This is a genomic window from Corallococcus praedator, from assembly GCF_003612125.1.
GTDB lineage: Bacteria > Myxococcota > Myxococcia > Myxococcales > Myxococcaceae > Corallococcus > Corallococcus praedator.
The window spans coordinates 1-14,992 of record NZ_RAWI01000232.1; the positions used below are offsets into that span (position 1 = coordinate 1).

General features: G+C 70.8%; 11 protein-coding genes. 4 read left to right on the forward strand and 7 right to left on the reverse strand.

The annotated features are described in order from the left end of the window. The first annotated feature begins 205 nt into the window (after positions 1-205). From D7Y13_RS26075 to D7Y13_RS26085, 3 genes are all read left to right on the forward strand, one after another. Positions 206-1,528: an OmpA family protein gene (locus D7Y13_RS26075; protein WP_233595856.1), complete on the forward strand. Its 1,323-nt coding sequence runs from the start codon at positions 206-208 to the stop codon at positions 1,526-1,528. A gap of 95 nt (positions 1,529-1,623) precedes the next feature. Then, positions 1,624-2,982, forward strand: coding sequence for a WGR domain-containing protein (locus D7Y13_RS26080; RefSeq protein WP_120585275.1), 1,359 nt, complete (start codon positions 1,624-1,626; stop codon positions 2,980-2,982). 14 nt (positions 2,983-2,996) lie between these two features. After that, positions 2,997-4,133, forward strand: coding sequence for an STM4014 family protein (locus D7Y13_RS26085; RefSeq protein ID WP_120585276.1), 1,137 nt, complete (start codon positions 2,997-2,999; stop codon positions 4,131-4,133). On the opposite strand, the gene D7Y13_RS26090 is transcribed toward D7Y13_RS26085, so the two are convergent. The 4 genes from D7Y13_RS26090 to D7Y13_RS26105 form a co-directional block, all read right to left on the reverse strand. Further along, entirely contained in the window at positions 4,100-4,999 is a 900-nt protein-coding gene (locus D7Y13_RS26090) for an STM4011 family radical SAM protein (RefSeq protein ID WP_120585277.1), read from the reverse strand. The two genes, D7Y13_RS26085 and D7Y13_RS26090, sit on opposite strands and share 34 nt — an antisense overlap. Beyond that, complete coding sequence (locus D7Y13_RS26095; protein ID WP_120585278.1) at positions 4,996-6,309, reverse strand: STM4012 family radical SAM protein; 1,314 nt, start codon at positions 6,307-6,309, stop codon at positions 4,996-4,998. The genes D7Y13_RS26090 and D7Y13_RS26095 overlap by 4 nt, the downstream gene beginning before the upstream one ends. Continuing rightward, entirely contained in the window at positions 6,306-7,118 is an 813-nt protein-coding gene (locus tag D7Y13_RS26100; protein ID WP_120585279.1) for an STM4013/SEN3800 family hydrolase, read from the reverse strand. Before D7Y13_RS26100 ends, D7Y13_RS26095 begins: the two co-directional genes overlap by 4 nt. Before the next feature lie 77 nt (positions 7,119-7,195). Further along, positions 7,196-8,122: a hypothetical protein gene (locus D7Y13_RS26105; RefSeq protein WP_120630799.1), complete on the reverse strand. Its 927-nt coding sequence runs from the start codon at positions 8,120-8,122 to the stop codon at positions 7,196-7,198. Positions 8,123-8,748: 626 nt separating this feature from the next. Here D7Y13_RS26105 and D7Y13_RS26110 point away from each other — a divergent pair. Next, positions 8,749-11,058 (forward strand): DUF8729 domain-containing protein, encoded by a 2,310-nt coding sequence (locus tag D7Y13_RS26110; RefSeq protein WP_120585280.1) that lies wholly within the window; start codon positions 8,749-8,751, stop codon positions 11,056-11,058. Here D7Y13_RS26110 and D7Y13_RS26115 read toward each other — a convergent pair. The 3 genes from D7Y13_RS26115 to D7Y13_RS26125 form a co-directional block, all read right to left on the reverse strand. Beyond that, entirely contained in the window at positions 11,030-12,523 is a 1,494-nt protein-coding gene (locus D7Y13_RS26115) for a TraB/GumN family protein (RefSeq protein WP_120536426.1), read from the reverse strand. The genes D7Y13_RS26110 and D7Y13_RS26115 overlap by 29 nt on opposite strands. Before the next feature lie 129 nt (positions 12,524-12,652). Next, the gene (locus tag D7Y13_RS26120; RefSeq protein ID WP_120536427.1) at positions 12,653-14,131 is read right to left on the reverse strand and encodes a hypothetical protein; all 1,479 of its coding nucleotides are present in this window, start codon (positions 14,129-14,131) and stop codon (positions 12,653-12,655) included. 122 nt (positions 14,132-14,253) lie between these two features. Further along, the gene (locus D7Y13_RS26125; RefSeq protein WP_120536428.1) at positions 14,254-14,748 is read right to left on the reverse strand and encodes a peroxiredoxin; all 495 of its coding nucleotides are present in this window, start codon (positions 14,746-14,748) and stop codon (positions 14,254-14,256) included. Positions 14,749-14,992 lie beyond the last annotated feature (244 nt).

A 14,992-nucleotide genomic window follows, 5' to 3' on the forward strand; every position in this document is an offset into this window, starting at 1 on the left:
GGGAGGGGACGGGCCTCGGATCCATGCCCTCCGAGGATGATCCATCCGGCCGCCCCCACGCCAGGACAGGATGGAACGTTGAATTCACGGCGAAGCCCTCAAGCCGAGGGCGAGCTGCAGACCTGTCGCGCCCGCCTGCACCCTCTACAGCGATGTATCCCTGCATCGTCCGGAGGCCACCTTGTGCCATGCTGCATGGCGCCTCGTGGATTCCTCCTTCCTCAAGATTGGATCACTCGTCCTCGCGGGACTTCTTGCCCCGGGTGCGCTCGCGGCGGAGTCGACGCGGGAGGAGCAGGTGCGCGCGGAGCTGGAGCGTCAGCTTCGCGCCATGGTCCCCGAGTCCCCCGCCGAAGTGCAGCTGCTCTTCGAGGGCTTCAAGCCCGAGGACGGCTACCGCCTGGTGGAGAGCGACTTCCTCCTGGACGGCGAACCGCTCGCGGTGCCGTCCATCGATGAGCTGAACGCGCCCGGCATCCACCGGCTCGCCGTGATGAAGGTCGAACCGGGGGAGCACACCCTGGTGTCGCGCGTCACGTACACCAACGGCTCCTGGAGCCTCTTCAGCGAGTCGAACGGCTTCCTCTGGAAGATCACCGCGTCCGTCGGCTTCCAGACCCAGCGCGGGCTGCGCGTCGCGGTGAAGGCGTCCCCCCGCGTCGTCCCCAATGCGCCGGATCCGCGCCTCAAGCTCAAGCTCACCCACGCCGTCACCGTGGAGATGATCCAGCCTCCGCAGGACGAGCCCGCCGTAGCCGTGAAGCCCGCCACGGTGGACGCGGGCGCGCCCGTGAAGCCGCCGCCGGACGCTGGCGCCCCGGTGAAGGTCGTCCAGCCCGCGACGCCCGACGCTGGCGTGAAGACCTCGGTCGTCTCCGTGACGCCGCCCGTGGAGCGCACGCCGGCGCCCACGGGCCGCCTGCGCCTCCAGGTCACGTCCAAGAAGCCCACCTCCGCCACCGCCTTCGTGCGCGGCACTGGCGAGCCCCTGAAGCTGGTGCTCCCCCGCAGCAAGCCCCACGAATTGCCGCTCTCCGCGGGCGCGTACACTGTGGACCTCATCGCCGACGGCTTCCTCGCGCAGACGCGTCAGGTGGAGCTGGCCGCCGGTGCCGATGCCTCGTTGGCCTTCGCCCTGGTGCCCGCGCCCAAGGCCGCCAAGGCCGCCAAGGTGCTCGAGAACCACGTGGAGCTGCCGCAGCCCCTGGGCTTCGAGGAGATGAAGCCCGTGCCCACCAAGACCTCGCTCGCGGGCCTGGACCTGGTCGTGGATCTGCTCGTGCGCGACCCCAAGGCCCGCCTTCGCGTCGAAGGACACACCGACGGCCGCGAAGTGCCCGCGCCCGCCCGCCAGGGCCTCTCCGATGCCCGGGCCCGCGCCGTCGTCGACCTGCTCGTCCGGGCCGGCGTGGCCCCCTCCCGCATCGAGGCCGTGGGCATGGGCGACCGCAGTCCCAAGGCCCCCAACCTCATCCCCCGCGGACGTGACATGAACCGCCGCGTGGAGCTGGTGCTGCTGCGCCCCTGAGTGCCCGCGCCGTCGGGTGACGGCGCTTGAGGTTGTCAGGGGCCTCTTCTAGCGTCCGAACCGTTCGCTTCGCCGCCTCGGGAGAGAGTCGCGCCATGCCTCGGTACGAGTTCACGGAAGGCAGCTCCAGCAAGTTCTGGGAGATCACCCTGGAGGGCACCACGCTCACCAAGCGCTGGGGCCGCATCGGCACGGACGGCCAGGAGAAGGTCGAGGACTTCGAGTCCAAGGCCGAGGCGAAGAAGGCCTATGCCGCGCAGGTGAAGGAGAAGGAGAAGAAGGGCTACGCGCTCGTCGCCGGCTCGGGCCCAGGTGGCGATGACGCACCGGCCCCGGTCTCCGCGTCCGACCCGGCCCTGGAGGCCGCCATCCTCGCCGCCCCCGAGGATGTGAAGGGCTACCTCGCGTACGCCGAGTGGCTCAAGGGCAAGGGTGACCCTCGCGCGGAGCTCATCCAGCTCCAGCACGACACGCTGGAGGCGTCCTCCGCCTCCGCCACGCTGATGCGCAAGCGGGCGGCGAAGTACATCGCGGAGCACGCGGACTCGCTGCTCGGTGAGGAGCTGACGGAGGCGATCTCCGGGGAGGCCCTGAAGCTGGAGTGGCACCTGGGCTTCATCCGCGAGGCCCATCTGGGTCAGGTGGACTACGACTCGAACGAGGACATCCCCGAGCTGCTGGGCCTGCTGCTGGCCCACCCGTCCGCGCGGTTCCTGCGGAGCCTCACCCTCGGCATGGCCTGCTTCGACGGTGAGAACGAGTACCACGACACGCTCAAGGTGCTCGGCAAGGCGAAGCCGTCCACGGCGCTGCGCCACCTGTTCATCGGTGACTTCGAGTACCCGGACGACACGGAGATCTCCTGGACCCACGTGGGCAACCTCCAGCCCCTCTACAGCGTGTTCCCGCAACTGCGGGAGCTGCGCGTGCGAGGCGGTGAGGTGGAGCTGGGGAAGATCGACCTGCCGGAGCTGCGCTCCTTCACCGTGGAGACGGGCGGCCTGCCGCTCAAGGCGGTGAAGTCCATCGTGAAGGCCTGGTGGCCGAAGCTGGAGTCGCTGGAGATCTGGTTCGGTTCGGAGAACTACGGCGCGGGCGGTGGGGTGAAGGACATCCAGCCCCTGCTCGACGGCGAGGGTGTGCCGAACCTGCGCAAGCTGGGCCTGCGCAACGCGGAGTTCACCGACGCGCTGTGCGCGGTGCTGCCCAAAGCGAAGGTGGTCGCCCAGCTCCAGGAGCTGGATCTGTCCATGGGCACGATGACCGACGCGGGCGCGGAGGCGCTGGCCTCGAACGCGAAGGCCTTCCAGCACCTCAAGACGCTGGATGTCTCCAACAACTTCCTGACCCAGGCCGGGCAGAAGCGGGTGGCCACCGCCGCCCCGTCCGTGATTCGTGGCAACCAGCGCGAGCCCTACGACGAGGACTCGCGCTACGTCGCCGTGGGCGAGTAGTCCCTCCCACGCCCATGTCCGCCGCGCCGCCGTTCCTGATCATCGGCAACCCCGGGAACCGGCGCGTCACGATCTTCCAGGAGGCCCTGCACCAGGAAGGGCTTCCTCCCGCGCACGTCGTGTCCTGGGAGAGGGTGGCCCGTGAGCCGGACGTGCTCCTGGAGCTTCCCGACTCGGAGCGCATCGTCCGCATCGACGCGGCGGGGGAGGACGCGGAGGTCGAGCGCGCCTTCCTGAAGCGCGGCCACGCGGATGCGCTGACCCTGGGCTGTGACGTCGTGACCCCGGAGCAGGTGGACGCCCTGCCTTCCGAGCACGGCCGCGTCCTGCGCCCCCGACAGCACCACCTGGGCTTCCTGCGCGTGCTGGGGGACCTGACGGAGCGGTTCGCCGTGCGTCCACGCTGGCGTGTGCTGTCGAAGCCCCCGGCCATCGCGGAGCTGTTCGACAAGCGCATCACGTCGCGCCGGTACGCGGCCCTGGGCATCCCGGTGCCGCCGTTCCTGGACGGCATCGCCACGCCGGAAGCGCTGCGCGACGGCATGCGCGAGGCGGGCTGGCGCGAAGCCTTCGTGAAGCTGTCCTGTGGCTCGTCCGCGTCGTGCCTCGCCCTCTACCGGCCGGGACGTTCAGCGGGCTCCGCCGGCTCGCTGCTCACCAGCCTGCACCGGGGGGCGACCGGGTGGTTCAACTCCCTCAAGGTGCGGCGCAGCTCCGACGCCGGGGAGGTGGACGCGGTGCTGTCCTTCCTCCTGCGCGAGGGCTCGCAGGTGGAGCAGGCCTTGCCCAAGGCCCGGCTGGGCGGGGACGTGTTCGACTGCCGCATCCTCACGGTGCGCGGCGAGCCCGCCTTCACGGTGGTGCGCCAGAGCCGCCACCCCATCACCAACCTCCACCTGGGCGGCTATCGCGGTGACCTGGAGGAGTTCCACGCGGCGGTGCCCGCGCGGGAATGGGAGGCCGCGCTGGAGAGCTGCCGCGCCGTGGCGCGCGCGCACGACTGCCTCCACGTGGGCATCGACCTGATGTTCGAGGAGTTCTTCCACGGCCATCGCGTGCTGGAAGCCAACGCCTTCGGGGACCTGCTCCCCGGCCTCACGCGCGACGGCCTGTCCGTCTACGGCTGGGAGATCCGCGAAGCGCTGCGCTGACTTCCGCCGCTCCACAGCCTGGATGTCGGCACGCGCTCCAGCAGCCCGGAGCCGAACACCCGATCCAGCTCCAGGTAGTCCAGGTGCACGTAGCCGATGTGGCAGCCGCACGTGTCCTTCGAGCACGCGCGCGGCTTCAGCGCCTGTTCGAAGTCCGGCGCGTAGAGGTTGCCCAGCGGCTCCTTGATGAAGTGGCACCGGTAGGCCGTGCCATCCCCGTCCACCGACAGCACGGACTCGCCCGCGCGGCAGGCCTTGCCCCGGCTGGGGTGGCGGGTGTTGTTCACCGGGAAGAGCGGATCGATGCGGGTGAAGCGCTCCACGTCCTCGGGCGAGTACGCGTCCAGGCCGTCCTTCACCGCGTTGATCCACAGGTACGTGTCTTCCGGCAGCTCGCGGCGCAGCGCCTCCGCCTCGTCGGCGAAGCGGCGGAAGCCCACCATGCCCGCGCTGTGACGCACGCCGTGTTCGCTCAGCCGTTCGCACTGCGCCAGGAAGCGCGCGCGCTTCATCCACTCCGGGTGGTACGTGGCCCAGATGCCCAGCTTGTCGGTGCGGCAGTCCGTGAGCCAGTCCAGCCGGCAGGAGAGGTTCGTCTGCACCGCCGCGCGCTCCACGTGGGGCAGGTGCGTCAGCCGCGCCAGGGCCTGCTGATACCAGGGCCAGATGAGCGCCTCGCCCCACGGCGTGAAGAAGACGGACAGCGTGTCCTGCGTGCGCGACTCCGCCCACGCGAGGAACCGCTCCAGGTCCGCGCGGTCCTTCGTCAGCTCCTCCTCGCTCTGCTTCCATTTGCCGAAGGGGCAGTACTCGCAGCCGTAGTTGCAGCCGGACAGCGGGCCCCGGTAGAGCACGGTGAGCTTCATCGCCAGGCGTACTCCTGCTTGCGCTTCTGGACCGCCTCGGAGTCCAGCCAGGGGCCAATCAGGTCCGAGCGCTCCACGCCCGCCGCCGTGAGCTGGAACACGCCGTCCACGTCCCGCGCCAGCCCGTGCGCCTCCAGCTCCGCGAGCATCGGGAAGTCGTCCTTCGCGTCCGTGTCGAAGCGCTGGCGGTACGCCCCCGGACACACGCCCTCCGCCAGCAGCGACAGCACCAGGTGCCGGTGGCGCTGCTCGGCCTCATCCAGCACGAACCCGTAGCGCACCTCTCCGAAGGACGCGGTGTCGCGCTCGCTGTACGCCTGGATGATGCCGCGCACCTCGCGCGAGGCGACCGCGTACTCGGACGAATAGTGCACATCACCCGCGTACGAGCGCGCGCCCACGCCCAGCCCCACCATGCCGTCCTCCTGGCAGCGGTACACCGCGCCCCGAGCGGCCGGCGCGTGCTTCGCGCGGAACATCCGCATCGACACCTGCGTGTAGCCCTGCGCGAGCAGGAAGTCGCGGCCCGTGCGGTACAGCGACAGGCGCAGGTCGTCCCACGCGCGCGACTTCTTCCCCAGGAAGGTGAGGGGCCGCACATAGAGCGGATAGAGGTAGACCTCCTCCGGCGTGTACCGGAGCGCCGCCTTCAGCGAGTGCAGGAAGGTGTCCGGCGTCTGGCCCTCGATGCCGTAGATGAGGTCCAGGTTGAGCGTGGGGAAGCCCGCGCCCCGGAGCAGCTCCAGCGTGGCCTCCACCTGCGCCGTCTTCTGCGGCCGCGCCACCGCGGCCACCTCCGACTCCAGGAAGCTCTGCACGCCCATGCTCACCCGGTCCACACCCCGGGCCTTGAGCACCGCCACCTTGCCCGCGTCCACCGTCTCCGGCGACACCTCCACGGACATGGGCACGGCGCGCGGATCCACGCCCAGGTCCGCCGCCAGGTCGAACACCGTCTCCAGGCCGGCGACGTCCAGCAGGGTGGGGGTGCCCCCTCCGATGGCGGCGCGCGCGAACGTGGCCGGCCCCAGCGCCTCCTTCACGCGACCGGCCTCGCGTTTGAGCGCGGACAGCCACGCCTGGACCACGCCTTCCTTGGGGCCCGCGGCGGTGAAGAGGTTGCAGAACCCGCAGCGCATCTCGCAGAAGGGCACGTGCAGGTAGAGGAACAGCGCGTCCCGCCGCTCCTTCGCCCAGACGTCCTCCAGCGGAAGTGCGGGCGTGAAGGGCCGGTAGGCCGTCTTGTGCGGGTAGCCGTAGAGGTACGCCACATAGGGCGTCCCTTCGAGCATCGACTCCAGGCGCGTCATGGCGCGGAGTCTATCGGCAGGACGAACTCGCCATACGGAACAGTCCACACCACCGGGTGCCCCAGCCGGTGCCCCGAGTAGCCGTCCTCGCCATAGGCCGTCCCATGGTCCGAGCACACGATGCAGAACGCCGGCCCCCGCCGCCGCAGCGCCTGGAACAGCCGGGGCAACTGGCCGTCCACGTACGCCAGGGCCGCCGCCTGCGTCTCCCGGGAGTCCTCCGTCGCCCCGGGCACGTAGTGCCGGTTGGGCTGGTGCAGCGCGGAGACGTTGATGAACAGGAACACCCGCTGCTCCCGGGGTAGCGCCTCCAGGATTTTCACTGCGAGTGATGCCTGATTTTCCGTGGATTGGGGGTCTGTCACCCCCAGCTCGGGGGCCCAGTGAGACTCAGCGAAGAGCCCCGGGAGCACCCGGCCCAGGGGATTGCGGAGGTTGAAGAACCCCGTCCCGCCAATACACACCGTGTGATAGCCGCGCCCCGCGAGGCCGGTGACGAGGTCCGGCGCGTCCAGCACGCAGGTGCCCGGGCCCGTCGTCTCGCTGCCCTCGAAGCGCAGGGCGAACGGGCGCGGGTGCCGGCCGGGCGCGACGGGGGTGGGGAAGAAGCCCGCGAAGAACGCCTGGTGCGCGGCGTAGGTGAAGCTGGCCGGGCTGTGACGCTCCTCCCACCGGCCGCCGGGCAGCAGCGCGGCGAGCGTGGGCGTGCGACCGCCCTCCAGCGCTTCCCGGGCCACGTCGTACCGCAGCGTGTCCAGCGTGAGGAAGAGCAGGTCGTGCGTGCCGACCAGCGCGTTCAGGTCATGCATGCGGAGTCTGCCGAGCCTCGGCCGGGCAGGGGGCCCGTGACGTCAAGGCCCCCCGCTTCCGGTCCGGGACAGGGGGACTACGAGATGCTCGGTGCCGGCTCGAACTGGGGCTGGGTGGCCGCGGGAGTCGGCGTCGGGGCCGGCGTCGAGGCGAAGGGCCGGCGCGAGCCGTCCGGGCTCTGGGTCGCGTTGAACAGCGACGTGGCGAAGGTCTCCTGCCCGCGCTGCGAGAGCGCGCGGAAGGCCTGGTCCATGGGGCGCTGGCCACCGGCCATGTCCGGCCCCAGGGTGCGGCCCAGCAGCTCCCGGGCCTGCGACTCGTTGAGGCGCACCGAGTACGGGGAGCCATCGTTCATCGCCGCGTCGTCGCCGGAGAAGGCCCCCCGGGCGATGCGCGCGGCGTTCGGATCCGTGAACGTGAGGTCGTAGTGCGTCTCCGCGGGCTGGCCGGGCCGCGTCGTGGTGGTCGCGCGCACCGAGTCGTTGATCCGCGTGTCGCCCTGGCCGGTGCCGTCCGGGTTCAGCCGCAGGTCGGTGGCCTGGGTGCTGCCCGCCACGTTGCGGTCCGTCTGGCGCACGGTCTGGTTGCCGTCGCCGTCGCCCGTGAGGTTCGTCCGGCGCTCGGAGGTGGCCACCTCACGGCCCATCACCCGGCCCGAACGGTTCTGCTCCAGGCCATCCGTGGTGCCCACGTTGCTCACGCCGGGACCGTTCTGGGAGGGCAGCTGGCCGGTGCGCAGGAAGTCCTGGTACGCGGCCCGGCCCTCCGGCTGGGTGATGTTGAAGTCCGCCGTCTGGGTGCGCTCCAGGCGCTGATCCTGCCGGCCTTCCAGGCCCCGGGCGCTGGCCGCGTCCCGCTGACGGCCCTGCGACGTCACGGTGGCGCGCAGGGTGTCCGGCGACGTGCGCTCCAGCTCATAGCGCTGCGTCTGGCTGCGGTCGTACGACGCGCCCAGTCCCAGCTCCCGGCGGGCCCGGGCCGGGCGCGCGTGCCCACCGGCCACGTCTCCGGGGCGGCGGGGTTGGGAAGCTGGCCGGCGCGCATCGCGTCCGTCGCGGCCTGGCGGGGAACGTCCACGCGCACGCTGCCGCTCGCGCTGAACGAACCCGACGCCGACAGCCGCCCGCCGCGCGGCGTGGAGCCCCGGTTGCCCACCTGACCCTGCGCCTCCATCACGAAGTTGTCGCCCTCCGTCCGCACGCTCGCGCGGCCCGACGGACGCAGCGCCGCGGCGGGCGTGAAGGTGGAGCGCTCACGCTCGGCGCGCGCGGCGGCGGCCAACTGCGCGGTGTCGACCTGCGGCGCGGCGGGGGCCTGCGACTCGGCGGGAGGCGCCTGGCGCTCCACGGGAGCCACCGGCGTGCGGGGCAGGGTGGACGAAACGGGGCGGTTGGAAATGGAAGTCATATGCACAGTTTATCGGGCATTCCGACGCCGATGTTTCCGCTCACGGCGTAGGACTCGCACTCCTGAAAGATGAGAGTTCCTGGATTTCATCCACACCTCATCCCACCTGAAGGAGGACGCTCGCAGCGCAAAAAGCACGCCCTGTTGCAACTCAGTGGCATGACTTGAAATACGGCCTAAATACGTATTACAGGTTTATCTCACCTTGAAGGGAGTGCCGACATGCAGAACATGCGGAAGCGGTTCTCGACGTCCCCTCGTAGCTGGCGGCCGTTCACGGCGCTGGTCCTGGGCTGCACCCTCGCGGTTCCCATGGGCGCGCTCGCCGCGGATCGCACGCCCCCGGCGGCCTCGCGCGCGGCCGTGGCTCCGGGCGCGGCGGTCGTCACGGCGCTGAAGGCGGGCGGCAACGCGTTGGCGACGCCCTCCGGGTGGGTGTTCCATCAGACGGCGCGGCCCGTGAGCGCCCTGCGCACGCTGGACGTGGTGCCGGACACCGGCGTGCAGCTCCACGTCTGGAAGGAGCGTCAGGCGGACGGCACGGAGCAGGCCTATTCGGCGTACACGCGCGGCGGCACCGAGCTGCTGGGCCGCGTGCAGCAGGAGCAGTACCTCATCCGCCTGCAGGAGGCGTCGTTCGATCCGCTCGCGCGCACCGCGCCGCTTTTGGGCAACACGCTGGTGGCGGACCGGAGCAACACCCTGTCGCTGGTGCAGTTCCACGGCACGCCGCTGCCGGAGTTCCGCACGACGATCGAGAACGCGGGCGGCAAGGTGCTGCGCTTCCTGTCGGATCACACCTACCTCGTGGAGATGGAGGCGGAGGTCCGCGCTCGCGTGGCGCAGCTTCCCTCGGTGCGCTGGGTGGGGGACTACCACCCGGAATACCGCCTGGAGCCGGTGCTGCGCGACGCGCTGCTGGGACGGGCGGAGGCGCTCGCGCCCCAGCGCTACTCCATCATGCTGGGTGAAGGCGGCCCGGCGCGGCAGGCCCGGGTGACGGCGCTGGTGCAGCGGCTGGGCGGCAAGGTGGACCTGGTGGAGCCGGGCGGCCTGCGCGTGGAGGCCACGCTCAACCAGGAACAGCTGGGCCAGCTGGCGCGCGCCAACGAGGTGCAGTTCATCGACCGGTGGGGCGGGCCCGGCGAGACGGACATGGACATCGTGCGCGAGACGGGCGGCGCCAACTACATCCAGGGGCTCCGGGGCTGGACGGGGCAGGGCGTGCGCGGAGAGATCTTCGACACCGAGCTGCGCACCACCCACCGCGAGTGGCCCACGGCGCCCATCATCCACAGCACCGGCACGTCGTCCGGGTCGCTGCACGGCACCAGCTGCTACAGCCACAACTTCGCCCAGGGCATCGACCCGCTGGCCAAGGGGCTGCTCCCGAGCGGGCAGGGCATCTTCTTCCTGTACTCGGAGTCCACCCAGTTCGGCGGCACCAAGTCGCGCCTCGCGATGAACCAGGAGCTCATCAACCCGGCGGGGCCCTACCGCGCGGTGTTCCAGACCTCCAGCGTGGGCAGCACGTTGGGCACCGCGTACACCACCCTCTCCGCGGAGGTGGATGACTACCTGTTCAAGGCCCCGCTCCTGAGCACCCAGTCCCAGAGCAACTCCGGGACGCGCAACTCCCGCCCGCAGGCGTGGGCGAAGAACATCGTCTCCGTGGGCGGCGTGCGGCACTACAACACGCTGGCGCGCACGGACGACCGGTGGAGCGCCGGAGGCAGCATCGGCCCGGCGGCGGACGGCCGCATCAAGCCGGACCTGGCCTTCTATTACGACTCGGTCCGGGGCGCGTCCGGCTCCAGCGACACCAGCTACACGGAGTTCAGCGGCACCAGCTCCGCGACGCCGCAGACGGCCGGCCACTTCGGCCTGCTGTTCCAGATGTGGCACCAGGGCGTGTGGGCCGGCAAGGGCGGCAAGGCGGACGTCTTCACCAGCCGCCCGCAGATGGCCACCGCCAAGGCGCTGATGATCAACGGCGCCGCGAAGTACAACTGGCTGGCCGGCGGCGCCAACGCGGACCTGGACCGCTACAAGCAGGGCTGGGGGACCTCCGACCTCAAGCGCCTGTACGACCGCGCCGCGAAGACGTTCATCATCGACGAGACGGACGTCCTCACGCCGCTGGCCACCAAGACGTACAACGTCACCGTGGCCTCCGGTGAGACGGAGTTCAACGTCACGCTGGCCTACAAGGACCCCATGGGCACCGTGGGCGCGGCCCGGGCGCGCATCAACGACCTGTCCCTGCGCGTCACGTCACCCTCGGGCGTCGTGTACTGGGGCAACAACGGCCTGACCGCGGGCAACGTCTCCACCTCCGGCGGCGTGTCCAACAAGGTCGACACCGTGGAGAACGTCTTCCTCGCGCAGCCCGCGGCGGGCACGTGGAAGGTGGAGGTCCTGGCGGAGGAGATCGTCCAGGACGGCCACCCGGCGACGTCGGCCGTGGACGCCGTCTACGGCCTGGTCGTGAGCGGCGGCACCCTCACCACGGCGAAGGCTTCGCAGCCGTAGTCCCCGGCGCCGTCACCGCGCCGTGCATGACCGCCGGAGCTTCCGGGGCACGCGCGGCGCGCTGCAGGACGGGCAGGGACGCGCTCAGCTGTCCCAGGTAGAGCCGGCCATGGAAGCCCGTCTGCCCGGGCCCCGCGAAGAGCAGCACCTTCCGGGGCGTGTCGGGCTCCTGGCGCACCTCCGCCGTCGGGTTGATGCCGTGCACGTCGCAGTCCACCTGCTGCCAGACGTTGAAGCGGCACGCGTAGTGGATGCCCCGGGTGAAGCCCACCTCCAGCGCCTTGACGGGCGAGGAGGGCAGGGCCTTCGTCAGCCGGGCGCCCATGGGCTCGAACTTCGAATCCCAGTCCACCCCGACGGTGCGCACGTGCACGTCGCCCGCGAGCACCAGCAGCCACGCGTCCGGGTTCGCCTGACGGAAGGCGATGAGGTTCTTCGCCATCTCCTCCTCGCGCGCGTTGCCCGAGGCGCCGTTGGAGTCGAACGCCACCAGCGAGATGGCGTGCCCCTGGGTCCTCAGGCGTCGAGCGGCCTCGATGAGGTGGATGACGCCCGCGCTGCTGCGGCCGTCCTGATCCACGCGGCGGAAGAAGTCACTGAGCACCAGCAGGCGCTCCAGGTCCGGGCCCGAACCCGCGCTCGCCAGGTACTCGTCCAGCGCGGCCTGATCCACCGACGGCACGGACAGGGCCAGCGCCACCGGCAGCTTCCTCGCCGTCGCGTCACAGAGCATCCGCGCGGCGGCGTCCGGCAGCTCGCGCGTGCCCAGCGGATCCGCCACCAGCACCGTCTGTCCGGCGACGAGCAGCGGCTCCACGCCCTGCACCGCCTCACCGCAGCGGGGCGGGGCGTCCGCGGACTCCGGGCCCCAGGCGGGCACCTTCACGTCGCGCACCGGGATGGACGCCTTGCCGCCCACCAGCTCCAGCGAGGGGACCATCTCCAACCGGGCCAGCAGCTTGCGCTCCTGGGGCAGGTCGCGGATGCCTCGGCGCAGCTTGAAGCCCTCCAGCGAAGGCACGTTCTCGAAGGTCTCGCGCGCGAAGGGATCGCGCTCGTGGAGGTAGCGGTGATCGTTCGTCTTCTCGCTGCCCGGCTCGGGCATCTGCTGCTCCACGGCCGCCTCCGCCTCACGGTACTGGAGCCGGAAGATGCGGATGACGGACTGGCGCGGGCCCACCTCCTCGCCGCGCACCATATAGCGCTCGAAGGTGCGGTTGCCCCGGACGTTCACGCCAATCTCCCAGGACTGGGAGAACAGCTCCTTCGTGTCGTTGTGCTCGAAGACGTCCAGCCGCTGCTCCTCCAGCAGCCGGCGCGTGACGAACAGCGCCTCGTCCAGGGGCACCCGGAGGATCTTCTCCACGGTGGGGGTGGGCTCGGCGTCCACCGGGTCCCCATCCAGTCCGCGCGACAGGGCCGCGCAACCGGTGCACAAGAGTCCCAGCGTCCAGTGCCATCGCATGGCTCGACCCCCTCGCGGGATGGAAGCGGCAGGCGTGCCGCCCATCCGCACCAGCCTACGCATTCGGGTCGTGAATGCCGTCCGACTGTTGCGCCAGGAAACCATCTGTCCGGCGCGCGACGAGGACCGTCAGGGATTCTCCGCCGGCTTCGCGTCCTCTTGTTGCTGGGCAACAGGACGGTGCGACCCCGGGGCAGCCCGCTGGATGACGGGCGGGGACGCGTTGAGCGCGCCCACGTAGAGCCGGCCGTGGAAGCCCTTGTCGCTGGGCGTGGTGAAGAGCGCCACCTTGCGCGGCGTGCCCGGCTCCTGGCGGACCTCCACCGACGGGCTGAGCGCGTACACGTTGCACTCCACCTGCTCCCAGACGTTGAAGCGGCAGGAGAACTGCGAGCCTCGCGTGAAGCCCACCTCCAGCGCCTTCACGGGGGAGGAGGGGACGGCCCGGGTCAGCCGCGAGCCCAGGGGTTCGAAGTCCTTGTTCCAGCTGACCGGCTTCGTGCGCACGTGCACGTCGCCCGCGAGCGCCAGCAGCCACACGTCCGGGTTCGCCTGACGGTAGGCGATGAGGTTCTTCGCCATCTCCTCCTCGCGCGCGTTGCCCGAGGCGCCGTTGGAGTCGAACGCGAGCACCGTCACCGCATTGCCGTGGGCACGCAGCCGGCGGGCCTGTTCGATGAGGCGCAGCAGGGCGCCGCTGCTGCGGCCGTCCTGGTACACCCGGCGCCAGAAGGAGCTGGTCACCAGCAGGCGCTCCAGGTCCGGGCCCGAACCCGGGCTCGCCACGTACTCGTCCAGCGCGGACTGATCCTCCGACGGCAGGGACAGGGCCAGCGCCACCGACAGCTTCTTCTCCGCGGCGTCGCAGAGCATCCGCGTGGCGGCCTCCGGCAGCTCGCGCGTGCCCAGCGGATCCGCGACCAGCACCGACTGCCCGGCGACGAGCAGCGGCTCCACGCCCTGCACCGCCTCACCGCAGCGCACCTCCGGCTGGGCCGCGTCGTCAGCCCAGCCCTCCACCGTCACGGAGCGCACCGGCGCGGACGTCTTGCCGCCCACCAGCTCCAGCGAGGGGACCATCTCCAGCTTCGACAGCAGCTGCTGCTCCAGCTTGAGGTCGCGGACGCCGCGCACCATGGTGAAGCCTTCCATGTCCGGCACGCCATCGAACGAGAAGCGCTCGAAGGTCTTCCGGGCCAGGTACTTCTCCTCCTCCTGGACGCGCTCGTTGAGCCACTTGGGCTTCTGCTCGATGTTGGTGTCCTGCTCGCGGTAGCGCAGGCGGAAGACGCGGATGATGGACTGGCGCGGGCCCAGCTCCGCGCCCTTCACGAAGAAGCGCTCGAAGGTGCGGTTGCCGGGCCGGTTCACGCCGGGCTCGTGCGCGGAGGTGTACAGCTCGTGGTGGCCCTCGCGCTCGAAGACGTCGTAGCGCTGCTCCTCGAAGACGTGGCGCATGGTGAGCATCGCCTCGTCCAGCGGCACCAGGTACACCGTCTCCTCGGTGGGCAGCTCTCCCTGCTCCATGCCGTCGGCGTGCAGGTCCCGGGTCAGGCTGGCGCAGCCGCCGACACACAATGAGAGCCCCAGCATCCAATGCCACCGCATGATGTGACCTCCTGCCGCCCGACCGCGTTCCATGGTGCCCGCGAAGGGGGGATGGCGTCCCGGCCCCCGAAGCCAGGACGCCCGGAATCAGTCTACCGGGAAACGGCCGACATCCGCGTGGGTCACCCGGAACGGGCGGGGGAGGTTCCCTGGCCCGTGAGCGACCGGACGACGTCCAGCGCGCCGGTGACGTGCTTCTTCACCTGCATCTGCGAGTCGAACGCGTAGCGGATGGTGCCCGCCCGGTCCGCGATGAAGGTCACCCGGCCCGGCAAGAGGCCCAGGAAGTTGGTGCCCACCCCGAAGGCCTTGCGCGCCGCGCCATCCGGGTCGCTCAAGAGGCGGAACGGGAGCCGGTGCTTGGCGACGAACTTCTCATGCGACTCCGCGGAGTCGCTGCTGATTCCCACCACGTCCGCGCCGGCGTCGGTGAAGTCCTGGTACTGGTCGCGCAGGCTGCACGCCTGGACGGTACATCCCGGGGAGTCATCCCGAGGGTAGAAGTAGATGACCAGCGCCTTGTCACCCAGCAGGTCGCGCAGCCGCACCGGCGCGTTGCCCGGCCCCATCAACGTGACGTCCGGAACGGCGTCCCCTTCTTGCAGCGTCTTGCCCATGGCACCTGCCTCCCTCTTGCTGGGCGGGGAGCATGGACCGCGCGTGGCCTGACCCGCAAATCAATCGACCGGGTTGCCCGGGCTTCAAGGGCCTGGGCATTCTTTCAGGGAATGCCGTCTCGCGACCTGATGGACACCGAGGAACCCCGCCGGGGGGCTGCCCGCGCCGCCCCGCCGGAGCGGCTGTACCTGCTGTTGTTGGAGGGCAACACGTCCACGCTGGTGCCGCTGCCCCGGGAGGGGG

Excerpts from the sequence above, each read along its gene's own strand:
- D7Y13_RS26080 (WP_120585275.1), top strand. The coding sequence starts at position 1,624 with ATGCCTCGGTACGAGTTCACGGAAGGCAGCTCCAGCAAGTTCTGGGAG.
- D7Y13_RS26085 (WP_120585276.1), top strand. The coding sequence starts at position 2,997 with ATGTCCGCCGCGCCGCCGTTCCTGATCATCGGCAACCCCGGGAACCGG.
- D7Y13_RS26090 (WP_120585277.1), bottom strand. The coding sequence starts at position 4,999 with ATGAAGCTCACCGTGCTCTACCGGGGCCCGCTGTCCGGCTGCAACTAC.
- D7Y13_RS26095 (WP_120585278.1), bottom strand. The coding sequence starts at position 6,309 with ATGACGCGCCTGGAGTCGATGCTCGAAGGGACGCCCTATGTGGCGTAC.
- D7Y13_RS26100 (WP_120585279.1), bottom strand. The coding sequence starts at position 7,118 with ATGCATGACCTGAACGCGCTGGTCGGCACGCACGACCTGCTCTTCCTC.
- D7Y13_RS26110 (WP_120585280.1), top strand. The coding sequence starts at position 8,749 with ATGCAGAACATGCGGAAGCGGTTCTCGACGTCCCCTCGTAGCTGGCGG.
- D7Y13_RS26115 (WP_120536426.1), bottom strand. The coding sequence starts at position 12,523 with ATGCGATGGCACTGGACGCTGGGACTCTTGTGCACCGGTTGCGCGGCC.
- D7Y13_RS26120 (WP_120536427.1), bottom strand. The coding sequence starts at position 14,131 with ATGCGGTGGCATTGGATGCTGGGGCTCTCATTGTGTGTCGGCGGCTGC.
- D7Y13_RS26125 (WP_120536428.1), bottom strand. The coding sequence starts at position 14,748 with ATGGGCAAGACGCTGCAAGAAGGGGACGCCGTTCCGGACGTCACGTTG.